Source organism: Trichlorobacter ammonificans (assembly GCF_933509905.1).
Taxonomy (GTDB): domain Bacteria; phylum Desulfobacterota; class Desulfuromonadia; order Geobacterales; family Pseudopelobacteraceae; genus Trichlorobacter; species Trichlorobacter ammonificans.
Genome location: NZ_OW150024.1, coordinates 2,996,087 through 3,017,721 on the forward strand (window position 1 = coordinate 2,996,087; position 21,635 = coordinate 3,017,721).

Here is a 21,635-nt window from a genome sequence, read left to right on the forward strand (position 1 = left end):
AGCAACGCTACGCCGCACAAAAGGGGTTTGCGGGGACGGCGGCGAGATGGCTGTTTTTGAGCAACCTTTCTATGGTTTTTTCCCTTCCATCCTGTACAGCCAGACCAGCACTTCCGCCACCGCCCGGTACAGTTCCGGGGGGATGTGCTCGTCCAGGTCAACCTGCATCAACAGGGTCACCAGTTCCGGTGACTCATGCACATAGACGCCGGCATCGCGGGCACAGGCGATGATCGCCTCCGCCACCACCCCCTTTCCCTTGGCCACCACCACCGGGGCATAGTACCCCTGCTTGTAGGAAAGGGCGGCGGCCATCCGCTCGTCCAGCTGCTGCCGCGGCTTACGTGTCATGGTGCACCTTCAGCACACCCGTTTCAAGCCCCGCCGCCGTCAGTTGCTCCTGGAGTTCGCCGATTCCCTCCTCCAGTACCGCGGCGCTCTCCGGTGACGCCACTGCCAGGCGGGTCGAAACCCGTCCCCCTTCCAGCACGATGGTGGCGCTGACCGTCCCCAGCTTCGGCAGGGTCAGGGAAAGGGCCGTTTCCCAGCCGGCTTCCCGTTGGTGCCGATCTTCCCGCCCCGACGCTTCGTCGTCGGCACGCTCCCTGACCCGCCACTCCAGCGGCTGCCCCGGAAACAACTCTCCCTGAAAGAGCAGCTGACCGGTCTGCAGAGTGGCCAACTGTTCCTTGATGATCGGCAGGGTACGAGGGTCGGACCCGATGTCCGATGCCGAGCCGCTTTTCCCCTTCAGGGCCGCTTCCAGAAGTTCCGGCGTCACCTCCCTGGCCGTCATCCCCTGTTGCTGGACCGCCACGGTCCGCTGCGGGCTCGATGGGGCAGCTGACGACGGCTGCTGCTGGGGAGGCTGCGGTTGCGGCGACAGTGCGCCCTGGGGTTCCCGCAGCAGGCTCTCCAGCGGGTAGCTGCCGCTGAACCAGCGGGCCAAGTGGGCCTCGTAGAAAAGACCGCTCTCCCGCAGCCCCCGGCTCAGAGCCTGTTCCAACAGCGCCGGGTCCGTAGGTGCCCCCTGCAAGAGGGTACGCAGAATGCCCAGGCCGGCTTCCAGCGGTGTGCTGCGGTTCTGCATCCCCAACAGGGTGCTGATCCAGCGGCCGGTTTCACTTACCAGGGCGTCGCCGGACCTGCCGTGACGCACCAGCAGGAAAGTGGGGGGATCGTTCCCCACGAAAAAGAGGTTGAGGCCGTCACCGGGGCGCACCCCCTTGGGCAGCAGGACATTCAGCGTCATGTCGGCCAGCTGGATCATGAAACGGCCACCGCCGAGGCTCTGCAGCACCTCGGCCCTGAGCTGCTGGCCAGGGGCAAAGGGAAGTTCCCGGGGAAGCGTCGGCGGCAGCTCCGGCTCCAGCAGCGCCAGTCGGCTCCCCTGCATCAGCGCCTGGAGCAGGCGCAGCATTTCGTCCTCGCGTTTGGCCGGCGTCGTTGCCGCTCCCTGCAGGGAACGGGAGGAAAGCCAGGGAGTGGCGCCGTAGATCATCGCCTCGTCCATGATGGCCGCCAGGGCCGGCGAACCGGGGGGCAGGCTGCTGATCACCTGCTGCAGACGGGCCATGACCGCCCGCTGTACCTCACCATCACCCTCGCTCTGGGCCAACATGGTGCTCAACCAGCGGGCGGTGTCGCTGACCACCCCCGGCTGCTCGTGCACCGGTTGTCCCAAGAGGGCAAATACCGGCCTGGGCTGCTGGGTCACCAGGGCAAACCGCAGAATCTCCCCCGCCGCCACCGGGCGGGGGAGGCGCAGTTCCAGCGTCTCACCGGCCAGTTGCACCAGGGTCCTGCCGTCGGGCAGGGTCCCCCTGACCAGGGCGGTGGCCTCCTCGCCCGGCTTGAGCGGCAACGGGTGCAGCGGCTGGTTGGAGGCTTCCACCAGGGTGAAACGGGAACGTTGGGCCAGATTGAGCAACAGCCGCGATGCGGCATCCTCGAACGGCGCCGTCCCTCCGCCCGCTCCTCCCGGCATTCCCCCCTGCTGTCCGGCCAGTTGTTGTCCGGTCCGACCGGCAGCCTGCTCCGGCAGGCCGCTGGCAGCCGGCACCACCGGTCGGCCGGTGGCCGGATAGGTCAGAAAATCGTCCAGGAAGCCGGCCATCACCGAGGATTCGCCACCGGTGCGGCGCAACAGATCGCTGATGCTCTGCAGCGAAGAACGCTGCCGGGGGTCCATGAACTGCTCGTTGGAGATCAAAAGCGAAAGCAGGCGGGAAGCGTCGGAAAGGCTGACCTGTTGCGTCGCCACCCCGGAGCGGTACATGGCAAAAGTGGGACGGGGATCGCTGGCAATGTAGGTCAGATCAAGGTTCTGACCGGGTCGGACCTGCAGGGGAAGGTCCAGGGTCACCTGCTGGCCGCCAATCCTGACCGGCACGCGGTTTCCCTGGGCCTGTCCCAGTACCTCCGCCGTCACCCGTTGTCCGGGGGCCAGACTGAGCGACAGCCCCCCCGGCGCCTCCGACTCTGCGGAAACAAAGGAGAGGTTGGAACTGCGGGAGAGCAGGTCGTACACCTGCTGCTGAATATCGGGAGCTATGGCCATGGACTATCTATCGTCAGTTATCCCCAGATCATATAGCCCGGCTCGTACACCGGCCCCAGCCGCGGATGCCGCGGCATCACCCGCACCATGAAGGCGTAGCGGCCACAGAAGCGGCATTCCAGTTCTCCTGCGAAGCGGTACAGCCCGCCCCCCAAGACCTCCGCCGCCGCCAGCGAGACCGTCTCGCCTCCCCGGATGGTGCCCTGGTTGTCGAGCACACCGAAATACCCCTCCACCAGCACGTCATCGGGCTGAATATCACCCAGGCCAACCCGTACGGATACCGGCAGATTGCTCCCCACCGCCACCGAATCCCCCAGCGGAGCATCGACCCCTTCAATGGTTACCCCGGGCCAGAGCCCGAACAGCCGCTGTTTCCAGCCGGACAGCTCGCGGGCCAGGGCCAGGTCGTCCGCCTCCAGCTGCGCCCACTGGCGGTAGGAGGGGACGTAGGAGAACTGGGCGTACTCCTGCACCATCCGGTCGGTGGAAAAGACCGGGCAGAGGGACTGCATCGACGCCTTCATCATGCCGACCCAGTCACGGGGGATACCGTCGCCCCCCCGCTGGTAGAACAGCGGCACCACCTCTTTTTCCAGCAGATCGTAAAGGGCGCCGCTTTCCACCTGGTTCTGGTACTCCATGTCGGCGTAGACCTCTCCCTTGCCGATGGCCCAGCCGTTGTTCCCCTGGTAGCCTTCGCACCACCAGCCATCCAGTACCGAAAGGTTCAGGCCGGCGTTGAAGGCCACCTTCATGCCGCTGGTGCCGCTGGCCTCCATGGGGCGGCGGGGGGTGTTCAGCCAGACATCCACCCCCTGCACCAGGTGACGGGCCACCTCCATGTCGTAGTCCTCGATAAAAACGATCCGGTGCCGGAACCGCTCCTGGTGGGAGACCTGCACGATCTGGCGGATCAGCTCCTTCCCCTCGGTATCGTGGGGGTGGGCCTTGCCGGCAAAGATGATCTGCACCGGCCGCTCGGCGTTGTTCAGAATCCGGTGCAGCCGTTCCAGGTCGCGCAGCAGCAGGGTACCCCGCTTGTAGGTGGCAAAGCGCCGGGCAAAGCCGATGGTCAGCACCTCCGGGTCCAGCACCTCGTCCGCCGTGGCGATCTCCTTGGCCGTGGCGCCGATCTGCTTCAACTGCAGCTTCAGACGGCAGCGGGCAAAATCCACCAGCCGCTCCCGGGTGGTCTGGCGGGTGCGCCACAACTCCGCATCGGGGATCCGGGAGATGCGGCGCCAGACGTTGTGATCGGTGGGATCGTCCAGCCAGCGGGTCCCCAGGTACCGCACCAGCAGGCTGCCCATCTGACCGGACATCCAGGTGCGGGTATGGACCCCGTTGGTGATGGAGGTAAGCGGCAGTTGCTCCTCCGGCAGCTCCGGCCAGAGGTTCTTCCACATGGAACGGGACACCTCGCCGTGAAGCTGGCTGACGCCGTTGGCATGGCCGGCCAGCTTGAGCGCCAGCACCGCCATGCAGAAACTTTCATACTGATCCCCGGGACGCTGGCGCCCCAGCCCCAGGAACTCGTCCCGGGACAGGCCGAAGGAACGGATATACTTGCTGAAATACTTGTCCAGCATCTCGGTGGGGAAGTGGTCGATCCCCGCCTCCACCGGCGTGTGGGTGGTGAAGACGTTGCCGGCCCGGGTCACTTCCAGCGCCTCGCGGAAACTGATGTTGCGCTTCTCCATCACCAGCCTGATCCGCTCCAGGGCCAGGAAGGCCGCATGCCCCTCGTTCATATGGCAAACGTTGGGAATAATCCGCAACGCCCGCAGGGCCCGCACCCCGCCGATCCCCAGCAGAATCTCCTGCAGCATCCGCATTTCCTGGTTGCCGCCGTAGAGCTGGGCCGTGATCAGCCGGTCCTCCGGCGCATTCTCCTCCAGGTTGGTGTCCAGCAGGTAGAGCGGCACCCGTCCCACCTGCACCCGCCAGATATGGACCTTGAAGTGACGGGGGCCGAACTCAAGCTCGATCTCCAGCGGCATGCCGGCGCTGTCCCGTTCCAGGGTCAGCGGCAGGTTGTAGAAATCGTTTTCCGGGTAAATCTCCTGCTGCCACCCCTCGTTGTTCAGGTACTGGCGGAAATAGCCCTGGCGGTAGAGCAGCCCCACCCCCACCAGCGGCAGCCCCAGGTCGGAGGCCGACTTGAGATGGTCCCCGGCCAGAATGCCCAGACCGCCGGAATAGACCGGCAGGGATTCATGCAGGCCGAACTCCATGGAAAAGTAAGCGATCTTGAGGTTGGTATCGCCGTTATACTCCCGCTGGAACCAGGATTTTTCCCCCAGGTAGTTGGTCAACTTCTCGTCCACCATCTGCAGGTGGGCCATGAACCCCTCGTCCTGCTTCAGGGACTCCAGGGTGGTCTGCTGCAAAATTCCCAGCATCTCCACCGGGTTGTGCCGGGTTGAGCTCCAGAGGTCCTGGTCGAGACGGCGGAACAGGGAGATGGCGTCGGGCTCCCAGGACCACCAGAGGTTGTAGGCGATCCGCTGCAAAGGTGCCAACTCGTCGGAAAGGGACGGAACCACCGTGAACTTGTGCAGGTACTTTGAAAAATCCATGGGAGACCTCGGGGAAAAACGAAACCTTTAAAAACAGCACGCGGATCACATCTGATTTGAGCGGATCAACGCGGATCACCAGTAAAAATCCAATAAAGATCCGCGTCAATCAGCTTGGTCCGCGTCATCCGCGTGCCCTGTCCCTGACCTGGCTACAGGTGAATCTCGCCGCTGAACACTTCCGTTGCCGGTCCGGTCATGAACACCGGCCCGTTTTCCACCCACTCCAGCTCCAGGTCGCCGCCGGCCAGGTGGTTGAGGATCTTCCGGTCCGTGACGTTGTTCAGCACGCCGGCCACGCAGACGGCGCTGGCACCGGTACCGCAGGCCAGGGTCTCGCCGGCTCCCCGCTCCCAGGTGCGCTGCTTCACTTCGCTGCGGGAGATGATCTGGATGAACTCCACGTTGGTCCGGCGGGGAAAGAGCTGGTGGTTTTCGATCAGCGGACCGTAAGTGGCCACCGGAAAGTTGTCCACGTCATCCACGTAGATGACGCAGTGGGGGTTCCCCATGGAGACGCAGGTGATCTTGAAGGTGCGGTCCAGCACGGTCAACTCTTCGGCCACCACCCGGGGGACAGCCGGGCCGTTCATCGGGATCTCTTCGCGGGACAGTCGCGGCGGCCCCATGTTCACCCGCACCCGCTCGATCTTGTTGGCGCTGTCGGGGAACAGCTGCAGGGTCAGGATACCGGCGCCGGTCTCGGCGGTAATCTCGGTTTTGCTCACGATACCATGATCGTAGGCGTACTTTGCAACGCAGCGGATACCGTTGCCGCACATCTCCGACTCGGAACCGTCGCTGTTGAACATCCGCATCCGCACATCGGCCGTGTCCGAGGGCATGATCAGGATCAGGCCGTCGGAACCGATGCCGAAGTTCCGGTTGGAAACCGCAACGGCCACCGCCGCCGGGTCCGCCACCTGCTCCTCAAAACAGTTCACATAGACATAATCATTGCCTGCGCCGTGCATCTTGGTGAATTTCATCCGCTTCCTCCATCGTAATCGGTTTCAGAGTCTGAAAATACCAGAAGACCCACGGCCCAACAAGCCGAAACTCATGCCGATTTGCAAGCTGTTGGGACAGCACGTACCGCCGGTTGACGCTGTCCGGCAACTGTGCTTTAATCCCGATGTGGAAACCGAGGCTTACATCGCCCTGGGCTCGAACCTGGGAGACCGGGAACTGAACCTGCTCCGGGCCGTTGCCGAGCTGGGCAGACTTCCCGGATGCCGGGTCACCGCCCTCTCCGGTTTCTACGAGACCGCACCGGTCGGCATGCCCGACGGCACCCCCTCCTTCTACAACGCCGTACTCAGATTGTCGACAACCGTAGCATCCCCGCTTGACCTGCTCCACGAACTGCAGCGGATCGAGCGCGACCTGTTCGGCCGCAGCCGCAGCACAACGCCGCAGTCCCGCAGGATGGACCTGGATCTGCTGCTGTTCGGGGAGCAGACCCGGGCAACCGAGGAATTGACCCTGCCTCATCCCCGGATGACGCAACGGAAATTCGTTCTAATGCCGCTCTTGGAGATCACCCCGGACCTGATCGACCCGAGGAGCGGCAGACCGCTTCGGGAGTTGTTGCCGACCTTGCCGCCCGACCAGCAGGTTCGGGCACTGGAGTAACCCACGTCATGGCACGTCTGCTCGTTTCACTGCTGTTCCTGTACATCGGCTACCGGATCGTCAAGGCTCTCTTTGCAAAGAAAAGCGGCCGGGAGCCGGTCCCGGCACCACCTGCTGCCGAGGATACCGTCCAGGATCCGATCTGCGGCGTCTATATCGCCAAGGAGGATGCCGTTGTCGGCACCCTCGAAGGCACGCGGCACTATTTCTGTTCAATGGACTGCCTGGAAAAATTCCGGGACAGGCTCGATCATACCCCATCATCCAACTCTGGAGGAACAGCATGAAGTTTTTCATCGACACCGCCGACGTCGCCGAAATCCGCGCCGCCCACGACCTGGGCCTGGTGGACGGCGTCACCACCAACCCGTCCCTGATCGCCAAATCCGGCCGCAAGTTCAAGGATGTGATCAAGGAGATCACCGCCATCGTGGATGGTCCCATCTCTGCCGAAGTGATCTCGCTTGACGCTGCCGGCATGGTGAAAGAGGCCAAGGAACTGGTCAAGATCCACAAGAACATCGTCATCAAGGTACCGATGACCACCGAAGGGCTCAAGGCCACCAAGCAGCTCACCAGCCTCAAGATTAAAACCAACGTCACCCTGATCTTCACCCCGATGCAGGCCCTGCTGGCGGCCAAGGCCGGCGCCACCTACGTCTCCCCCTTCGTGGGGCGGCTGGACGACATCTCCCAGGACGGCATGGGGATCATCGAGGAAATCCGCACCATCTTCGACAACTACGGCTACACCACGGAAATCATCGTGGCCAGCGTGCGCAACCCGATCCATGTGCTCAACTCCGCCCTGATCGGTGCCGACATCGCCACCATTCCCTACAGCGTCATGGTGCAACTGGCCAAGCATCCCCTGACCGACGCCGGTATCGCCAAATTCCTGGAAGACTGGGAGAAGGTCCCCAAATAGCGGCACCAGGTTCCACTGAAACAGCGACGGCCGGCAGATTCCATATCCGCCGGCCGTTTTTTCGTGCGTATGCCGTTCATCGCCGCCGTTTGCCGTGCCCTTTGCCGGCCTGCCGGAACTCCCAGGGGGGCTGGGGGTTGGACTGCCGCCAGAGCCCCAGCCGCCTGCGGCGGGCCTGCTCCTCCAGGCCGATATACCGGGAGGCGTAGGGGCCGTCCAGATAGTGACGGTAGGCCCAGGCCATCCCCTCGGCAACCATCTCGGCGTTAATGTCGCGCTGTCCCTGGCGCACCACTGCCACCGCCCGGCCGTACTGGTCCCGCTCCCGTACCTCCAGCAGCACCTCCCGCCCCAGCAGCTTGTACATCAGCACCCGCTTTGCCTGACTGCCGAAGGGCTGGGCCGCCCGGTCCGGCTTGCGGGTCTCCGGGGCATCGATGCCGTAGAGCCGCACCTTGAGCCGGCCGTCGCTGCGAGTCACCACCAGCACGGTGTCGCCGTCGTACACCTCCCGCACCATCCCCTGGATCGTCTGGCCCGCCGAAACCGGCAGCGGCAGCAGCACCAGCAACAGCAGCACCAGCAACAGCAGCACCAGCAACAGCAGCACCAGATATCTCATGCCAGCCCCCGCTCGTAGTTGAAAAGGGTCGTACCGCTCAAGGGCCGGTCACCCCGCCAGGCCGCCACGACGGCGTCCCGCTCCTGGGGCGCTGTTTCCGACAGATCAAGCAGAAAGGAGCTGCACCCCATGCGACGCAGCTCTGCCAGGTGACCGATGAGGGAGAAGGGGGTGGCGGCGGAGATCACGGTCATCCCCTGCTGCCCCCTGACGGTATAGAGCTCCCCCCGGTCCGACTGCACTGCCCCGCCACTTACCTCTTTCATCCTGATCCGCGTGGTCATCACCTCCACCGGGCCGTAGACCATGACCGTGCGGGAGAGCGGCAGATCGGCGGCCAAAAGCTCCGCCAGGTTGTCCCGGTCGTCCTCCAGGCAGAGGGTGGCCCGCTCCGCCCCCAGCTCCCGCCAGCAGTGCAGGGCCTGGGAGTTGAGTGAGAAGAGCCGGTAACCGATGGAAAGCCGCACCTCCGGCAGGGGGGCCAGCAGCGGCAGGTGGCCGTGGTTGGTGGCCTCGAACCGCCGAAAACCGTGGTCGTGCAGGGTGGTCAGCAGCTCGCGGTAGAGCGGCAGGTCGGCATCGAACACCATAAACGGCAGTTGCCAGACGATCCTCCCGGCATCCCCCCGCAGACGGGCAAGAAGGTGCGGCAGGGCATGGGCCGCCGCCCTGTGCAGGGGGACCACCGCGGTGTCTGCCTGGGACAGGGCCCAGCGCACCTCCTCCGGCCGGGCCACCCGGATCAGCAACTCCTCCTTTTCTCCCTGGTTGCCGTGGCGAGCCCCGGCCTGCAGGGCCGCCAGGGCCGCACTCCTGGCGGCTCCGATCAGCCGTTTCTGTTCGCCGCCCCCCTCCTGCTCCAGCCGGTGGTACAGTTCCCGGCGGATTTCCTTCAGCCGGGCCGGCGGGATGAAAAGCGGCGGGAAGTCCGGCGCCCGCAGCTCTTCCAGCCGAAAGGGGGTCTCGCCGGTTTCGCCGAAGCGGGAACGCAGCACCTCCTCCATGGCGGCGGTGCGGGCAGGTTCCAGTTCCCCCAGGGCGAAACCATAGGTAAAGACCGCGGCCCCCAGCCGGGCAACGGCGGTCAGGGTCCAGGAGCCGGCCTGGTCGGCCCTGCAGGATAGCTCCAGTCGCACCCCCAGCCGGTCCGGACCGGCGGCCTTCAGCTTGCGCAGGGCTGCCTCGTCACTCAGGCCAAAGGCATCGGCGGCCCCCACCTTGAAGAGGGCATCGCCGACAGCGGCCGTGAACGGACAGGCCACCTCCACCATGGCACCGCCGGGGCACTCCTGCACCTTTTTCCGCTGGCTGTACAGCTCCCGCAGGGTCCAGGCCTGGCCGGCCATGTCGCTCTTGGGCTGCAGCCGCAGCCGGTCGCCGACCCGCAACGAATCGCGGGTTTCAAAGAGAATCCTGCCGCCCCCCACCCGCTTCACTTCACCGGTAAAGCGGCCGGTCCCCCCCCGCAGCCAGGGATTGGCAATATCGGCCGGTTCCCGTCCGGCCAGGAAGCCCTTGGTGGGGGCACGGCCAAAGGAGTCCTTCAGCAGTCCCTTGGCTGCGGCCAGCGCCTCCTTCCGTCCCTCCGGCGCCGCATCCAGTACCAGCCGGTAGGCGGCAACCACCTTGGCCACGTAGTCGGCCGACTTCATCCGCCCCTCGATCTTCAGGGACCTGACCCCGGCTGCCACCAGCTCCGGCACCATTTCGATGGAGGAGAGGTCGTTGGGGGAGAAGAAGTACCCCTCCTTGCCCCGATGGCTGTAGAGACGCCGGCAGGGCTGGGCGCAGCGTCCCCGGTTGCCGCTGTGTCCCCCCAGGAGCGACGAGAAATGACACTGGCCGGAAACGCAAAAACAGAGCGCGCCGTGGACGAACACCTCCAGCTCGGCGCGACATTGGCCGGCAATGGCTGCAATATCGAAGAGTTGCAGTTCACGGGCCAGCACCACCCGTTCAAAGCCCAGCTCCTCAAGTTGCAGCACGCCGGGCAGGTTGTGGATGGTCATCTGGGTGGAGGCGTGCAGCGGAATGGAGGGAAAATGGGTACGCACCAGCCGGGCCACCGCCATATCCTGGACAATCACCCCGTCCACCCGCAGCCGCGCCAGCTCCGCCAGGGTTTCCACCAGCTGGGGTAGCTCCCGCTCCTTCACCAGGGTGTTCAGGGTGATATACATTCGCCGTCCCTTGCTGTGGGCATAGGCCAGCATCCGTTCCATCTGGCCCAGGGTAAAATTCTTGGCCCGGGCCCGGGCGGAGAACTCCCGCAGGCCCGCGTAGACCGCATCGGCACCGGACTCCATGGCGGCGAAGAACGCTTCCAGGGAGCCGCAGGGGGCCAGCAGCTCCGGCTTATTCCGCAATAAGGCGCTCAAGCTCGCTCCTGTCAATTCGATACTGTTTTTTACAGAATTCACAGCCAACCTCGGCCCCGCCATCCTGCTCGATCATTTTCCGCAGCTCCTCTTTTCCCACCGACATCACGGCCCGCTCCACCTTCTCACGGGAACAGCCGCAGCGAAAAAAGAGCTCGTTCGACTCCAGCGGGTAGTGTTCAACGTCAGCAAGCAGCAGCTCCAGCAGCTCCTCCGGCGATGTCCCGCCGGACAGCAGCGTGCTCAGCGGCGGCATTTTCTCAAGAACGGCCATGATCGCCTCAACCGCCGCCTCGTCCGACGGCGGCAGCGACTGGATCAGAAAGCCGCCCGCCACGCCGATCCGGCCATCCTCGGTCAGGGTGGCGGCCAGGCCCACTGCCGAGGGGATCTGCTCGGAATCGGTCAGGTAGTACGCCAGGTCTTCGGCGATCTCGCTGGTGTAGAGCTGCACCGTGCCGCTGTAGGGCTCCTTCAAGCGCAGGTCCTTGGTGACGGTCAGGAAGCCGGCACGGCCTATGGCCGTTGCCACGCTGTCCGCCACGGCATCCGGCACCGCGACCGTGGCCCGCAAGGCGCCGTCCCAGTCCGCCTCGGCGATCAGCTTTTTCAGCGGCCCGTTCCCCTCGAACTTGAGTGCCAGCCGCTGCCCCTGTTTGAGAATACTGCCCAGCAGGGCAGCGCCGGACAGCGCCCTCCCCAGAGCCAGGGACACCACCGGCGATGCCCCCTGCAGAAAGCAGATGTCGTTGGTCAGGCCGGTGGTCACACAGGCCACGGCCCTGATTTTTCCTTTGGCCGTCATGGCCCGGGCAATATGGTCGTTCATGGTTGTTTCGTTCCCTTTGCTAAAACATTTTTGACCAGAGCAGCAGCAGGCCACTGCCGGAGCTGCCGTTCCTGAGGATACCGAAGTCCCGCGAAAACTCCAGGTAGAGGGTACTGTCCCAGGGGAGGCCGCTGGTGAGTCCCACTGAAAGCGCCTCACCCCGCTCCTGTTCAAAGGCGAAGAAATTGGCGGCATGCTGGAAATCGCGGTTGATCCAGGCTACGGTTCCCCGCAGGTGCAGATAGAGAAAGAACTGCAGCTCCCTGCGGTATTCGAGGGTGCCGACGACATAATCGGCAACCGTAAACTGGTTGAACAGCGCTCCGGGATAGGGGGTGCGCCACAGATCGTCACTCTCGTTGGGAAACGGTCCGCCACCGATTTTAAAGCCTGAGTAGCGATCAAGCTGCGCTTTGGGTGAAAAACCGCCATAGACGCTGGCAATCAAGCGGTCCCGTTCCGACAATCCCGGCACCGGCAGGGCCGCCGCACCGTAACCGGAAATCTTCAGGTACTGTTGCGTGTCCCCTTTGCTGAAATGGAAGGAGCCATAGCTGGAGTCGCTCCACGGTGAACGGTAGGCCCACTCCAGGTCGGCTCCGGCGGCGAATCCCCGGTGGGGCAGCTCCATGATATTGCGCCGCATGCCGTCGTAACGCACCCGCAGCCGCATGCCATTTTCCCAGGTATCGGGGGGAAGCCTGACCTCCGGCCCGGTGTCGGGAGTCCGCCGGTTGTACAGGTAGGTGCCGGTGTAGAACAGCTGCAGCCGCAGGTCGTTGTCGCTCTGAAACGGCGCCACCGGCAGCCGGTAGCCGAGCCCGAGCCAAGCCGTGCCGTACCCCCAGACTGCCGATGTCGCTTCGATCGCCTTACCGTTCAGAATCTCTTCCTGGGGAAACGGATTGGTATAGTTCTCGAGGTGCCCCAACAACTCGAGACCATTAGCCATCTTCAAGGCTCCGTCCCACTCGTTGTAAAACAGGCTGAACACCAGCCGGGAGCGGTAGGCTTCCGTTTCCTTGCGCCAGTAAAGGGCCGTAATCGGCAGAATATCCGTACTGCCGAGCGAGGGAGCATAGAGGGTGGTTCCCACGGTCAGCGCCAGAACGTTGCTGCGGTCGCGTGCCCCCACCTCCACTCGCTTGCCGAGCACCGTTGTCGCGAGCGGCTCACCTGCCAGGGGAGTGCGATAGCCATCGTCGGCAGAGACGTTGTTCGCCAGCAACAGCGCCGCCGGTATCGTCAAGGCACGAATAGCTCCGACCAGCGTTCCCATCTGCATTCCTCCAACCGGAAGCCCGAAAAACAAAGCCCCGCAGAGTGCTCTGCGGGGCTGAATTGTAGCATCAGTTCGTGCGGGAGACTACTTCTTCTCGCACTGGTCCTCGAAGCTGAGCGCGGCCAGCTTCTGGTAGTAGGAGAAGTGGGCGCGGGCCCATTCGCCGGCCTTCTTCATCAGCGCTTCGGCCGCCTCGGGGTTGGCCTTCTTGAGCATCCGGTAGCGGTTCTCGTTGTTGGCGTACTCCATGAAGTCGATGGTCGGCGCCTTGCTGTCCAGCTGCAGCGGGTTCTTGCACTCCGCAGCCAGGGCCGGGTTGTAGCGGTACAGCGGCCAGTAGCCGGACTGGACGGCCTTTTTCTGAGCATCAACCCCGGCGGTCATGTCGATGCCGTGGGCGATGCAGTGGGAGTAGGCCAGAATGATGGAGGGGCCGTCAAAGGCTTCCGCCTCCAGCATCGCCTTGACGCACTGGGCCGGGTTGGACAGGGCAACCGTGGCCACATAGACCGTGCCGTAGGACATGGCGATCATGCCCAGGTCCTTCTTGGAAACCGGCTTGCCGCCGGCGGCGAACTGGGCCACCGCGCCCAGCGGGGTGGACTTGGAGGCCTGGCCGCCGGTGTTGGAGTACACTTCGGTGTCCAGCACCAGCAGGTTGATGTTCTTGCCGGAGGCGATGACGTGGTCCAGACCGCCGAAACCGATGTCGTAGGCCCAGCCGTCGCCGCCGATGCACCAGACCGACTTCTTCACCAGGTAATCGGCGATCGGCAGAAGCAGCTTGGCGGTGGCGTTTTTGCTTCCCTTCAGGGCTGCCTTCAACTTCTCCACCCGGCCCCGCTGGTCTTCGATACCGGCCTGGCTGGACTGGTCGGCGGACAGGATTTCCTTGAACAGCTTGGCGTTGGCGGCAAAGGCCTTGTCCGCTGCCAGTTCGGCCAGATACTCAAGGGCGGACTTGGTGAACTGGTCAACGGTCAGCCGCATGCCGAAACCGAACTCGGCGTTGTCCTCGAACAGGGAGTTGGACCAGGCCGGACCACGGCCGTCAGCCCGCTGAGCGTAGGGAGTGGTGGGCAGGTTGCCGCCATAGATGGAGGAGCAGCCGGTGGCGTTGGCGATCATCATCCGGTCGCCGAAGAGCTGGGTCAACAGCTTCAGGTACGGGGTCTCGCCGCAGCCGGCGCAGGCACCGGAGAACTCGAACAGCGGACGGATCAACTGGTTGTTGCTCAGGGTGTCCAGCTTGACCTGGGTGGCATCCACATCGGGCAGCTTGAGGAAGAAGTCGAAGTTTTCGGCTTCCTGGGCACGCAGCGGCGGCTGGAAGGCCATGTCCAACGCCTTGTGGCTGGGGTTCTGCTTGTCCTTGGCCGGGCAGTTCCAGGCGCAGGCACCGCAACCGGTACAGTCTTCCGGTGCAACCTGGACGGTCAGCTTCTTCCCTTCCTGGCCCTTGATCTTGCAGTCGGCCGATTTGAACGCCTTGGGAGCAGACTTCAGCTCCTTGGCGTCGTAGGCCTTCATCCGCACGGAGGCGTGGGGACAGACAAAGGAGCAGATACCGCACTGGATACAGAGCTTCTCGTCCCAGACCGGAATTTCGGTGGCGATGTTCCGCTTCTCGTACTGGGAGGTGGCGGTGGGGAAGGTACCGTCGGCCGGCATCTTGGACACCGGCAGCTGGTCCCCCAGACCGGCCACGATCACGCCGGTGACATCTTTCACGAACTTGGGTGCCTTGGCCGAAACAGCGGCGGCCATCTTGATCTTGCTGGTGGCCTTCCCGGGAACCTTCACTTCGTAGAAGTTGTTCAGGCCCGCGTCCACTGCCTTGTAGTTCATCTCCAGGACCTTCTCACCGGCCTTGCCGTAGGACTTCTTGATGGCGTCCTTGATGGAGGCCACGGCGTCCTTCAGCGGGATGATGTTGGAGATCTTGAAGAATGCGGTCTGCATGATGACGTTGATCCGGGGTCCGAGGCCGATCTCGTTGCCCAGCTTGACGCCGTCGATCACGTAAAATTTCATCTTCTTGTCGATGATCTGCTGCTGCACTTCCTTGGGCATGGTATCCCAGACCTCTGCCGGCCCGAAGGGGGCGTTCAGCAGGAAGGTGGCGCCGGTCTTGGCTTTGGCCAGCATGTCGTACTTCTCCAGGAAGGAGAAGTTGTGGCAGGCCACGAAGTCGGCTTCCTGCACCAGATAGGGCGCACGGATCTGCTTCTTGCCGAAGCGCAGGTGGGAGGTGGTCATGGAGCCGGCCTTCTTGGAGTCGTACACGAAGTAGGCCTGGGCGTTGTTGCTGGTTTCCTCGCCGATGATCTTGATGGAGTTCTTGTTGGCGCCCACGGTGCCGTCGGAGCCCAGGCCGTAGAACATGGCCTGGTAGACCCCTTCCATCGGGTTCTTGTAGGAGTAGTCCACCTTCAGGCTGCTGTTGGTGACGTCTTCCTCGATGCCGACCACGAACTTGTTCTTCGGCTTGGCGCTTTTAAGGTTATCCAGCACCGCCTTGGCCATGGCCGGGGAGAACTCCTTGGAACCGAGGCCGTAGCGGCCGCCGACGATGACCGGGTAGCCGTTGAACTTGAACTTGCCTTCGGCCATCCCTTCGCCGATGGCGGTACGCACGTCCAGGTAGATCGGCTCGCCCAGGGAACCCGGCTCCTTGGTGCGGTCCAGAACAGCGATCTTCTTGACGGTCTTGGGCAGGGCCTTCAGGAAGCCGTCCTTGGGGAAGGGACGATAGAGGCGGATCTTGACCACGCCGACCTTCTCACCCTTCTTGACCAGATTTTCCACGGTCTCCTGCACCACGTCGGCACCGGAACCCATCACCACCACGACCCGCTCGGCATCCTTGGCGCCGACGTAGTCCACCAGCTTGTACTTGCGGCCGGTCAGCTTGCCGAACTTGTCCATCTCTTCCTGGACGATCTTCTCACAGGCCGGGTAGTAGGGGTTGACGGTCTCGCGGCCCTGGAAGTAGACGTCCGGGTTCTGGGCGGTGCCGCGCATCACCGGCTTGTCCGGGTTGAGACCCCGGGCCTTGTGGTCGGCGATCAGCTTGTCGTCCAGCATGGCGCGCATTTCGTCGAAGGTCAGCTCAACCACCTTCTGGACTTCGTGAGAGGTCCGGAAGCCGTCGAAGTAGTGCAGGAACGGCACGCGGCTGCGCAGGGTGGCGGACTGGGCGATCAACGCAAAGTCCATGACCTCCTGCACGTTGTTGGAGCAGAGGAAGGCCCAGCCGGTGGAACGGCAGGACATGACGTCGGAATGATCGCCGAAGATGGACAGGGCCTGAGCGGCGATGGCGCGGGCCGAGACGTGGAACACGGTGGAGGTCAGCTCGCCGGCGATCTTGTACATGTTGGGGATCATCAGCAGCAGACCCTGGGAGGCGGTGAAGGTGGTGGTCAGCGCACCGGCCTGCAGGGCGCCGTGCACGGCGCCGGCGGCACCCCCTTCGGATTGCATCTCGACAACGGTGGGAACGTTACCCCAGATGTTCTTCTCACCCACGGCGCTTTTGGCGTCGGAAATCTCCCCCATCACCGAAGACGGGGTGATCGGGTAAATGGCGATAACCTCGTTGGTGGCGTGGGCCACATGGGCCGCCGCCGTGTTGCCGTCAATCGTAACCATCTTCTTGCTCATGCTGCTCCTCCTTATGGTCTGGTACACAGGTCCGCTTACGCTGTGAAACTCCCTATAATTCGCTTCGTCCCTTGAGGGCCCACTGTACGGTGGCCGGATCGACATATTCGATATCACTGCCCAGCGGGATGCCGTGGGCGAGACGGGTAACCCTGACTCCCAGTGGCTTCAGCTGGCGGGCCAGGTAGAGCGCAGTGGTTTCACCCTCCACGGAGAAGTTGGTGGCAATCACCACCTCCTCGACCCCGCCCCGACCAACCCGCTCCAGCAGCTCGTCAATGCGCAGGTCCGACGGGTTGACCCCGCGCAACGGCGAAATCGCCCCTTGCAGCACATGGTAGCTGCCGGAAAAGGCGTTGCTCCGCTCCAGAGCCAGCAGGTCCTGCGACGTCTCCACCACGCAGATGACCGCGCTGTCCCTTCCCCCGGCACAGAGGGGGCAGGGGTCCTGCTCGGCTAGGGCAAAGCAGACGGAGCAGGGACGCACCTGGTCGCGGACCTGGAGCAGTGCTTCGGCAAGCGACTCAAGACCGCGAGGGGACTTGAGCAGGTGAAACGCCAGACGCAGAGCGGTACGCTCCCCAATGCCGGGAAGCTTTTTCAGCTCTCCCACCAGCCGATTCAAGGCCGGCGCATGTTGTACCATACTTCACCACCCAGATAAAACCATTTTTTAAAATTATAGCGCGGTTAAAAAATGGTTTGAGCACTACAGCACAAGACTCTTTATTTTCTTTTATATCAGCTGGTTGCTTTACAGCCTGAATAAAACCCGTGCTTAGAACAGGCCGGGGATATTCAGGCCGCCGGTGATCTTGGACATCTCGGATGAAATCTCGGCATGAACCTTTTTCAACGCCTCATTCACCGCCGCCATAATCAGGTCCTGCAGCATCTCCACATCGGTGGGATCCACCGCTTCCGGCTTGATCACCAGCGATTTGATCTCGTTCTTGCCGCTCACCATCACGCTTACGGCGCCGCCGCCGGCGGTGGCTTCCGCGGTTCGGTTCGCCGCCTCTTCCTGCAGCTTGGCCATCTTCTGCTGCATCATCTGGGCCTGCTTCATGATGCCCGCCAATCCTTTTGACATAGGGTACTCCTCCTTCTCGCGTTATATCGGGTTACAGTTCCTTGATCTCCACGATTTCCCCCTCTAGGAGGCGAATTGCCTCCGTCACAACGGGGTTTTCCAGCACTTCCCGGCGGATGGCTTCGCGCCGTTCCTGTTGCTCACGGCTTTTTTTTTCCGCCAGCGACAGCGGCTGCCTCTCCTGCTCCACCGAACGGATGACCGTTACGGACACGGTGGTCTCCTGCCCGGCAAAATCAGCCGCCAGCCGGCGCAGCCGCGCCAGATTTTCGGCATCCTGCATGGAACTCAAGTGAAAAGAGCCCTCGGGAAAGCCGATCTCGATCCGCTCCTGCGTATACTGAACCGGCGAACCGTGTTCCAAGGCGCCGCCTAGGATCGGGTTCTGGCTGCGGCAAAACTCGACGAAACGCTCCCAAGTGCCGCCGGTGCCCGGAGCAGCAACAGGTGCCGCGGCTGCCGGGGCAGCGATCGGTTCCTCCGGACGGGAACGAGGTGAGGGGCGGGATGGGGTCGCCGGAGCGGCAATCGCTGATGACGGTGCCGCCGACAACCGGGGCGCCGCCGGCAGGCCGGCTTCAAGCTGCCTGAGCCGCTCGATCAGCGGCTGAATCGGCAGCACCGGCTGCAACGTCGCCATTTTCAGCAGGGCCATCTCCAGCAGCAGCCGGGGGAAGGAGGACTGGGCCATGCCGCTTTCAGCCTGCACCAACAGGGTCAGGCGCCGCTGGATATCCGAAGGTTGCTGGTCCGCGGCCTGCTGACGCAGCTCGGTCAGCTCCGCCTCCGCCAGGTCCAGGATCTCCTCCGGTTTGGCCACCGAGCGGATGATCAGCAGGTTACGGAAATGGGCGATCAACTCCTGAGTGAACTGGCGGATGTTGTAGCCGAAGGCATCCACCCGCCGGACTCCCTGCAGCGTTTCCTGGGCATCCCCGGCAAAAACCGCGGCGGACAGCTCCGCCAGCAGGCGCCGGTCCACCACCCCCACCAGGGTGGCCACATCATCGTCGGCCACGGTACTGCCGCAGAAGGCCAGCACCTGGTCGAAGCAGGAGAGGGTATCCCGCATGCTGCCGTCCCCCTTGCGGGCGATCATGGCCAGGGCGCTGTCGCTGATGTTGATCCCCTCGACGGTGGAAATTTCGCGCAGCCGCGCCATCAGCCGGGCCAGGGATATCCGCTTGAAATCGAAGCGCTGACAGCGGGAGAGGATGGTGATCGGTACCTTGTGCGGCTCGGTGGTGGCGAAGATGAACTTGACGTGGGGGGGCGGCTCCTCCAGGATCTTCAACAGGGCGTTGAAGGCGTTGGTGGAGAGCATGTGCACTTCGTCGATGATGTAGATCTTATAGCGGCTGTGGGAGGGGAGGTAGCGGCTGTTGTCCCGCAGCTCCCGGACGTCGTCCACCCCGGTGTTGGAGGCACCGTCGATCTCGAAGACGTCGGTGGAGGTGCCGTCGGTGATCTCCCGGCAAAGGTGGCAGACGTTACAGGGTTCCGTTGACGGCCCCTGCTCGCAGTTGAGTGCCTTGGCCAGGATGCGGGCGGAACTGGTCTTGCCCACCCCCCGGGCGCCGGTGAACAGAAAGGCGTGGGCAACCCGGCCGCTGTCGATGGCGTTCTGCAGGGTGCGGCTGACATGTTCCTGGCCGGTCAGGTCTGCAAAGGTCTGGGGGCGGTATTTACGGGCGAGAACGACGTAGGACACGGGTGGATACCTGAATGAATCTGCATAGCGTTTATGGGCGGAGATGATAGCCGGGCTGGCCTGCGGCACACAGCGACAGCCGCTGCCGTTGCTTCCTTCCGGACCTGGCGGGGTTCACGGCCTGCCGTTGCGCAGGGCCCGGCTATCATCTCCGCCCACAAACAGTACCGGCGAAGCGTCTGGGCAGATCATCTGCATACCATAACTGCCACCGGTTTGTCAAAACCTGTCGGACGCTTGCGAAATGGCGCTCCCATGATAAACTGAGAATCTGTACCAGCCCTCCTCCGAAGGACGGACCATCACCCCATGACGCACCACACGGCTTTCACGCCGATCACCGCAACGGACAGCACCAGTGAAGCCCTGGCGGCGCTCACAACGGCCAGCAGCGACCCGCTGCCGCGTTTGATCCATCTCTTCGACACCCTGCGGCCCAAACGGGCTTCCGACCGCGCTGAGGCACAAAAACGCTGGCAGCGCCTGCTCCACCTGCTGGAGGTCCCCTGCTATTATGACGGCTTGCGTTCCGCCCTGCTGGCACTGTTCGCACAGCGCCGCCAGTACCGTTTCTACACCGAGTCCGGACTGCTTCCCAACACCGGCTTCTTCTCGGAACTGCGTCGCAAACTCTCTCACCGGCTGCTGCCGGAGCTGGTTGATCCGAATGACCTGCGCGACTGCATCAGATTGATTTTTCATCGCCCCTCCGACGCCATCTGGATGAAGAATATCCCGCTGGCGGACCAGATCGCCTTCTGGCGGCTGCTGACCCCGCTGTCGCCGCGGATTCTGGGACAGATCGCCGTATCGGCCCGCGTGCTGTCCCAGCGCATCTGCGCCATGGGGCTTGAACCGGAACTGCTCCGCGTCGTGCCGACGCTACGGGACACGGAACACTCGCCCTTCCTGTCGCTCATCAATGAAATGACCGAATTTCTCGCCCGCCTGGGCGACGAGGAACAGCCGGTCAGCGAAGTGGACAAGCGCCACTTGCTGGTCTTTACCGACCAGTGTCATGCCATGGTCCGGCAGGCCCACCGCCAGGCCACGGCAACGGCCGGCACCAGCATGTCGCTGAGCTTTCAGCTGACCAGGCTGGAGCAGCATCTCAAACGGCTGGAGCTGATGATCGAAGTGTTGGCGGTAACGGTGGAAACACTGCCCGAAGAGGAGGTGGTGGTACGCTGGAGCACCTTCATGGCGGATGTCTGCCAGCAGGAACTGGAACGGAACAGCCTGCGCCGTCACTGTGCCGACCTTTTGGGACGCGTTTCGCTGCTGGTGACGGAAAACGCCGCCCGGACCGGCGAGCACTACATCGCCGACAACCGGCAGCAATGGTGGGCAATCCTGAGGGCGGCAGCCGGGGCCGGCCTGCTGATCGCGCTGCTGGCCCTGCTGAAAATCATCGGCTCCACCCTGCATCTGCCGGTGCTCTCCCAAGGGCTGCTGAACGGCCTGATCTACGGCGGCGGCTTCATACTGGTCCATCTGCTGCACTTCACCATCGCCACCAAGCAGCCGGCCATGACCGCCGCCGCCATTGCCGGCACCATTTCCCAGAGCAGCGGTCGTCTGAGGGAGCAGGGCAGACTGGTGGAGCTGATGGTGGCCACCGCCCGCAGCCAGTTTGCGGCGATCATGGGCAACGTCAGTGTCGCCTTCCCCCTGGCCCTGCTGGTCGGGACGCTCTCGCTGGTGAGCGGACACAATCCGGTATCCCCGGAGAAGGCTCGTATTCTGCTGGAGGAGGTACAGCCGTTTTCCACCCTCTCCCTTGCCTACGCGGCCATCGCCGGAGTCTGGCTGTTCGTCACCGGCCTGGTGTCCGGCTACGTGGACAACCTGTCGGCCTACGGCCAGGTGGGGCCACGGATCGCCGGCCTCGGCTGGCTGTGTCGTCTGGCAGGGGAGCGCCGCGCCGAATGGATCGGCGACTATGTCAGCAGCAATGCCGGCGGCCTGGTCGGCAATCTCTTCTTCGGCATGATGCTGGGCCTGACCCCGGCGGTAGGCGGTATGCTCGGTCTCCCCCTCGATATCCGCCATGTGGCCTTTTCATCGGCAAACATCGGCTATGCTCTGGTAGCCCTGGAGTTTTCGGTGAACCTGAAGCTGGGCGCCCTGGCGGTACTCGGTGTCGCCCTGATCGGCTTGGTCAACCTGATGGTCAGCTTCACCCTGGCGCTTTTGGTGGCCATGCGCTCACGGGGCGCCCGCTTCCGCTCCGCCCTTACGCTGCTGCCGCTCCTGCGGCAGCGGCTGTTCAGCAGCCCCCGCGACTTTTTTCTGCCGGTCGATCCGCTGCAGGAGGCGCCCCGGAGTTCCTAGCCAACCATCCACCGT

Annotated in this window: 16 protein-coding genes and 1 other RNA gene; 4 read left to right on the forward strand and 13 right to left on the reverse strand. The window is 63.6% G+C overall.

Going from position 1 to position 21,635, the window contains the following annotated elements:
• Positions 1 to 69 precede the first annotated feature (69 nt).
• From RAK07_RS13720 to dapF, 4 genes are all read right to left on the reverse strand, one after another.
• Complete coding sequence (locus RAK07_RS13720) at positions 70 to 351, reverse strand: EscU/YscU/HrcU family type III secretion system export apparatus switch protein (protein WP_305733398.1); 282 nt, start codon at positions 349 to 351, stop codon at positions 70 to 72.
• Complete coding sequence (gene fliK, locus RAK07_RS13725) at positions 341 to 2,560, reverse strand: flagellar hook-length control protein FliK (RefSeq protein WP_305733399.1); 2,220 nt, start codon at positions 2,558 to 2,560, stop codon at positions 341 to 343. Before fliK ends, RAK07_RS13720 begins: the two co-directional genes overlap by 11 nt.
• A 17-nt stretch (positions 2,561 to 2,577) precedes the next feature.
• The gene (locus RAK07_RS13730; RefSeq protein ID WP_305733400.1) at positions 2,578 to 5,142 is read right to left on the reverse strand and encodes a glycosyltransferase family 1 protein; all 2,565 of its coding nucleotides are present in this window, start codon (positions 5,140 to 5,142) and stop codon (positions 2,578 to 2,580) included.
• A 152-nt stretch (positions 5,143 to 5,294) separates the two neighbouring features.
• Positions 5,295 to 6,131 (reverse strand): diaminopimelate epimerase, encoded by an 837-nt coding sequence (dapF, locus tag RAK07_RS13735; RefSeq protein WP_305733401.1) that lies wholly within the window; start codon positions 6,129 to 6,131, stop codon positions 5,295 to 5,297.
• 73 nt (positions 6,132 to 6,204) lie between these two features.
• Here dapF and folK point away from each other — a divergent pair, with 73 nt between their 5' ends.
• The 3 genes from folK to fsa are packed head-to-tail and all read left to right on the forward strand — an operon-like array spanning position 6,205 to position 7,705.
• A complete protein-coding gene (folK, locus tag RAK07_RS13740) occupies positions 6,205 to 6,777 on the forward strand; it encodes a 2-amino-4-hydroxy-6-hydroxymethyldihydropteridine diphosphokinase (protein ID WP_309550379.1) in 573 nt (190 codons plus the stop codon).
• Positions 6,778 to 6,785: 8 nt separating this feature from the next.
• Positions 6,786 to 7,064, forward strand: a complete 279-nt coding sequence (locus tag RAK07_RS13745; protein ID WP_305733402.1) for a YHS domain-containing protein — start codon at positions 6,786 to 6,788, stop codon at positions 7,062 to 7,064.
• Positions 7,061 to 7,705 (forward strand): fructose-6-phosphate aldolase, encoded by a 645-nt coding sequence (gene fsa / locus RAK07_RS13750; protein WP_305733403.1) that lies wholly within the window; start codon positions 7,061 to 7,063, stop codon positions 7,703 to 7,705. The genes RAK07_RS13745 and fsa overlap by 4 nt, the downstream gene beginning before the upstream one ends.
• Before the next feature lie 76 nt (positions 7,706 to 7,781).
• Here fsa and RAK07_RS13755 read toward each other — a convergent pair whose 3' ends face one another.
• From RAK07_RS13755 to ffs, 9 genes are all read right to left on the reverse strand, one after another.
• Entirely contained in the window at positions 7,782 to 8,327 is a 546-nt protein-coding gene (locus tag RAK07_RS13755; protein WP_305733404.1) for a thermonuclease family protein, read from the reverse strand.
• Positions 8,324 to 10,705, reverse strand: coding sequence for a peptidase U32 family protein (locus RAK07_RS13760; RefSeq protein ID WP_305733405.1), 2,382 nt, complete (start codon positions 10,703 to 10,705; stop codon positions 8,324 to 8,326). Before RAK07_RS13760 ends, RAK07_RS13755 begins: the two co-directional genes overlap by 4 nt.
• The gene (gene hslO / locus RAK07_RS13765) at positions 10,683 to 11,534 is read right to left on the reverse strand and encodes an Hsp33 family molecular chaperone HslO (protein ID WP_305733406.1); all 852 of its coding nucleotides are present in this window, start codon (positions 11,532 to 11,534) and stop codon (positions 10,683 to 10,685) included. Before hslO ends, RAK07_RS13760 begins: the two co-directional genes overlap by 23 nt.
• 19 nt (positions 11,535 to 11,553) lie before the next feature.
• Entirely contained in the window at positions 11,554 to 12,813 is a 1,260-nt protein-coding gene (locus RAK07_RS13770; RefSeq protein WP_305733407.1) for a BamA/TamA family outer membrane protein, read from the reverse strand.
• An 87-nt stretch (positions 12,814 to 12,900) separates the two neighbouring features.
• A complete protein-coding gene (gene nifJ / locus RAK07_RS13775; RefSeq protein WP_305733408.1) occupies positions 12,901 to 16,482 on the reverse strand; it encodes a pyruvate:ferredoxin (flavodoxin) oxidoreductase in 3,582 nt (1,193 codons plus the stop codon).
• Positions 16,483 to 16,534: 52 nt separating this feature from the next.
• Positions 16,535 to 17,128 carry a recombination mediator RecR gene (gene recR / locus RAK07_RS13780; protein ID WP_305733409.1) on the reverse strand — a complete coding sequence of 198 codons (594 nt, stop codon included), beginning with the start codon at positions 17,126 to 17,128 and terminating at the stop codon, positions 16,535 to 16,537.
• A gap of 132 nt (positions 17,129 to 17,260) precedes the next feature.
• Entirely contained in the window at positions 17,261 to 17,575 is a 315-nt protein-coding gene (locus RAK07_RS13785; protein ID WP_305733410.1) for a YbaB/EbfC family nucleoid-associated protein, read from the reverse strand.
• Between the two features lie 31 nt (positions 17,576 to 17,606).
• Positions 17,607 to 19,286, reverse strand: a complete 1,680-nt coding sequence (dnaX, locus tag RAK07_RS13790) for a DNA polymerase III subunit gamma/tau (protein WP_305733411.1) — start codon at positions 19,284 to 19,286, stop codon at positions 17,607 to 17,609.
• Between the two features lie 45 nt (positions 19,287 to 19,331).
• Positions 19,332 to 19,430, reverse strand: an RNA gene (gene ffs, locus RAK07_RS13795) — signal recognition particle sRNA small type.
• A 165-nt stretch (positions 19,431 to 19,595) separates the two neighbouring features.
• Here ffs and RAK07_RS13800 point away from each other — a divergent pair.
• On the forward strand, positions 19,596 to 21,620 hold the full coding sequence (locus RAK07_RS13800) for a transporter-like protein (protein ID WP_305733412.1): 2,025 nt from the start codon (positions 19,596 to 19,598) through the stop codon (positions 21,618 to 21,620).
• Positions 21,621 to 21,635 lie beyond the last annotated feature (15 nt).

Excerpts from the sequence above, each read along its gene's own strand:
- RAK07_RS13720 (WP_305733398.1), bottom strand. The coding sequence starts at position 351 with ATGACACGTAAGCCGCGGCAGCAGCTGGACGAGCGGATGGCCGCCGCC.
- fliK (WP_305733399.1), bottom strand. The coding sequence starts at position 2,560 with ATGGCCATAGCTCCCGATATTCAGCAGCAGGTGTACGACCTGCTCTCC.
- RAK07_RS13730 (WP_305733400.1), bottom strand. The coding sequence starts at position 5,142 with ATGGATTTTTCAAAGTACCTGCACAAGTTCACGGTGGTTCCGTCCCTT.
- dapF (WP_305733401.1), bottom strand. The coding sequence starts at position 6,131 with ATGAAATTCACCAAGATGCACGGCGCAGGCAATGATTATGTCTATGTG.
- folK (WP_309550379.1), top strand. The coding sequence starts at position 6,205 with ATGCCGATTTGCAAGCTGTTGGGACAGCACGTACCGCCGGTTGACGCT.
- RAK07_RS13745 (WP_305733402.1), top strand. The coding sequence starts at position 6,786 with ATGGCACGTCTGCTCGTTTCACTGCTGTTCCTGTACATCGGCTACCGG.
- fsa (WP_305733403.1), top strand. The coding sequence starts at position 7,061 with ATGAAGTTTTTCATCGACACCGCCGACGTCGCCGAAATCCGCGCCGCC.
- RAK07_RS13755 (WP_305733404.1), bottom strand. The coding sequence starts at position 8,327 with ATGAGATATCTGGTGCTGCTGTTGCTGGTGCTGCTGTTGCTGGTGCTG.
- hslO (WP_305733406.1), bottom strand. The coding sequence starts at position 11,534 with ATGAACGACCATATTGCCCGGGCCATGACGGCCAAAGGAAAAATCAGG.
- RAK07_RS13770 (WP_305733407.1), bottom strand. The coding sequence starts at position 12,813 with ATGGGAACGCTGGTCGGAGCTATTCGTGCCTTGACGATACCGGCGGCG.
- nifJ (WP_305733408.1), bottom strand. The coding sequence starts at position 16,482 with ATGAGCAAGAAGATGGTTACGATTGACGGCAACACGGCGGCGGCCCAT.
- recR (WP_305733409.1), bottom strand. The coding sequence starts at position 17,128 with ATGGTACAACATGCGCCGGCCTTGAATCGGCTGGTGGGAGAGCTGAAA.
- RAK07_RS13785 (WP_305733410.1), bottom strand. The coding sequence starts at position 17,575 with ATGTCAAAAGGATTGGCGGGCATCATGAAGCAGGCCCAGATGATGCAG.
- RAK07_RS13800 (WP_305733412.1), top strand. The coding sequence starts at position 19,596 with ATGACGCACCACACGGCTTTCACGCCGATCACCGCAACGGACAGCACC.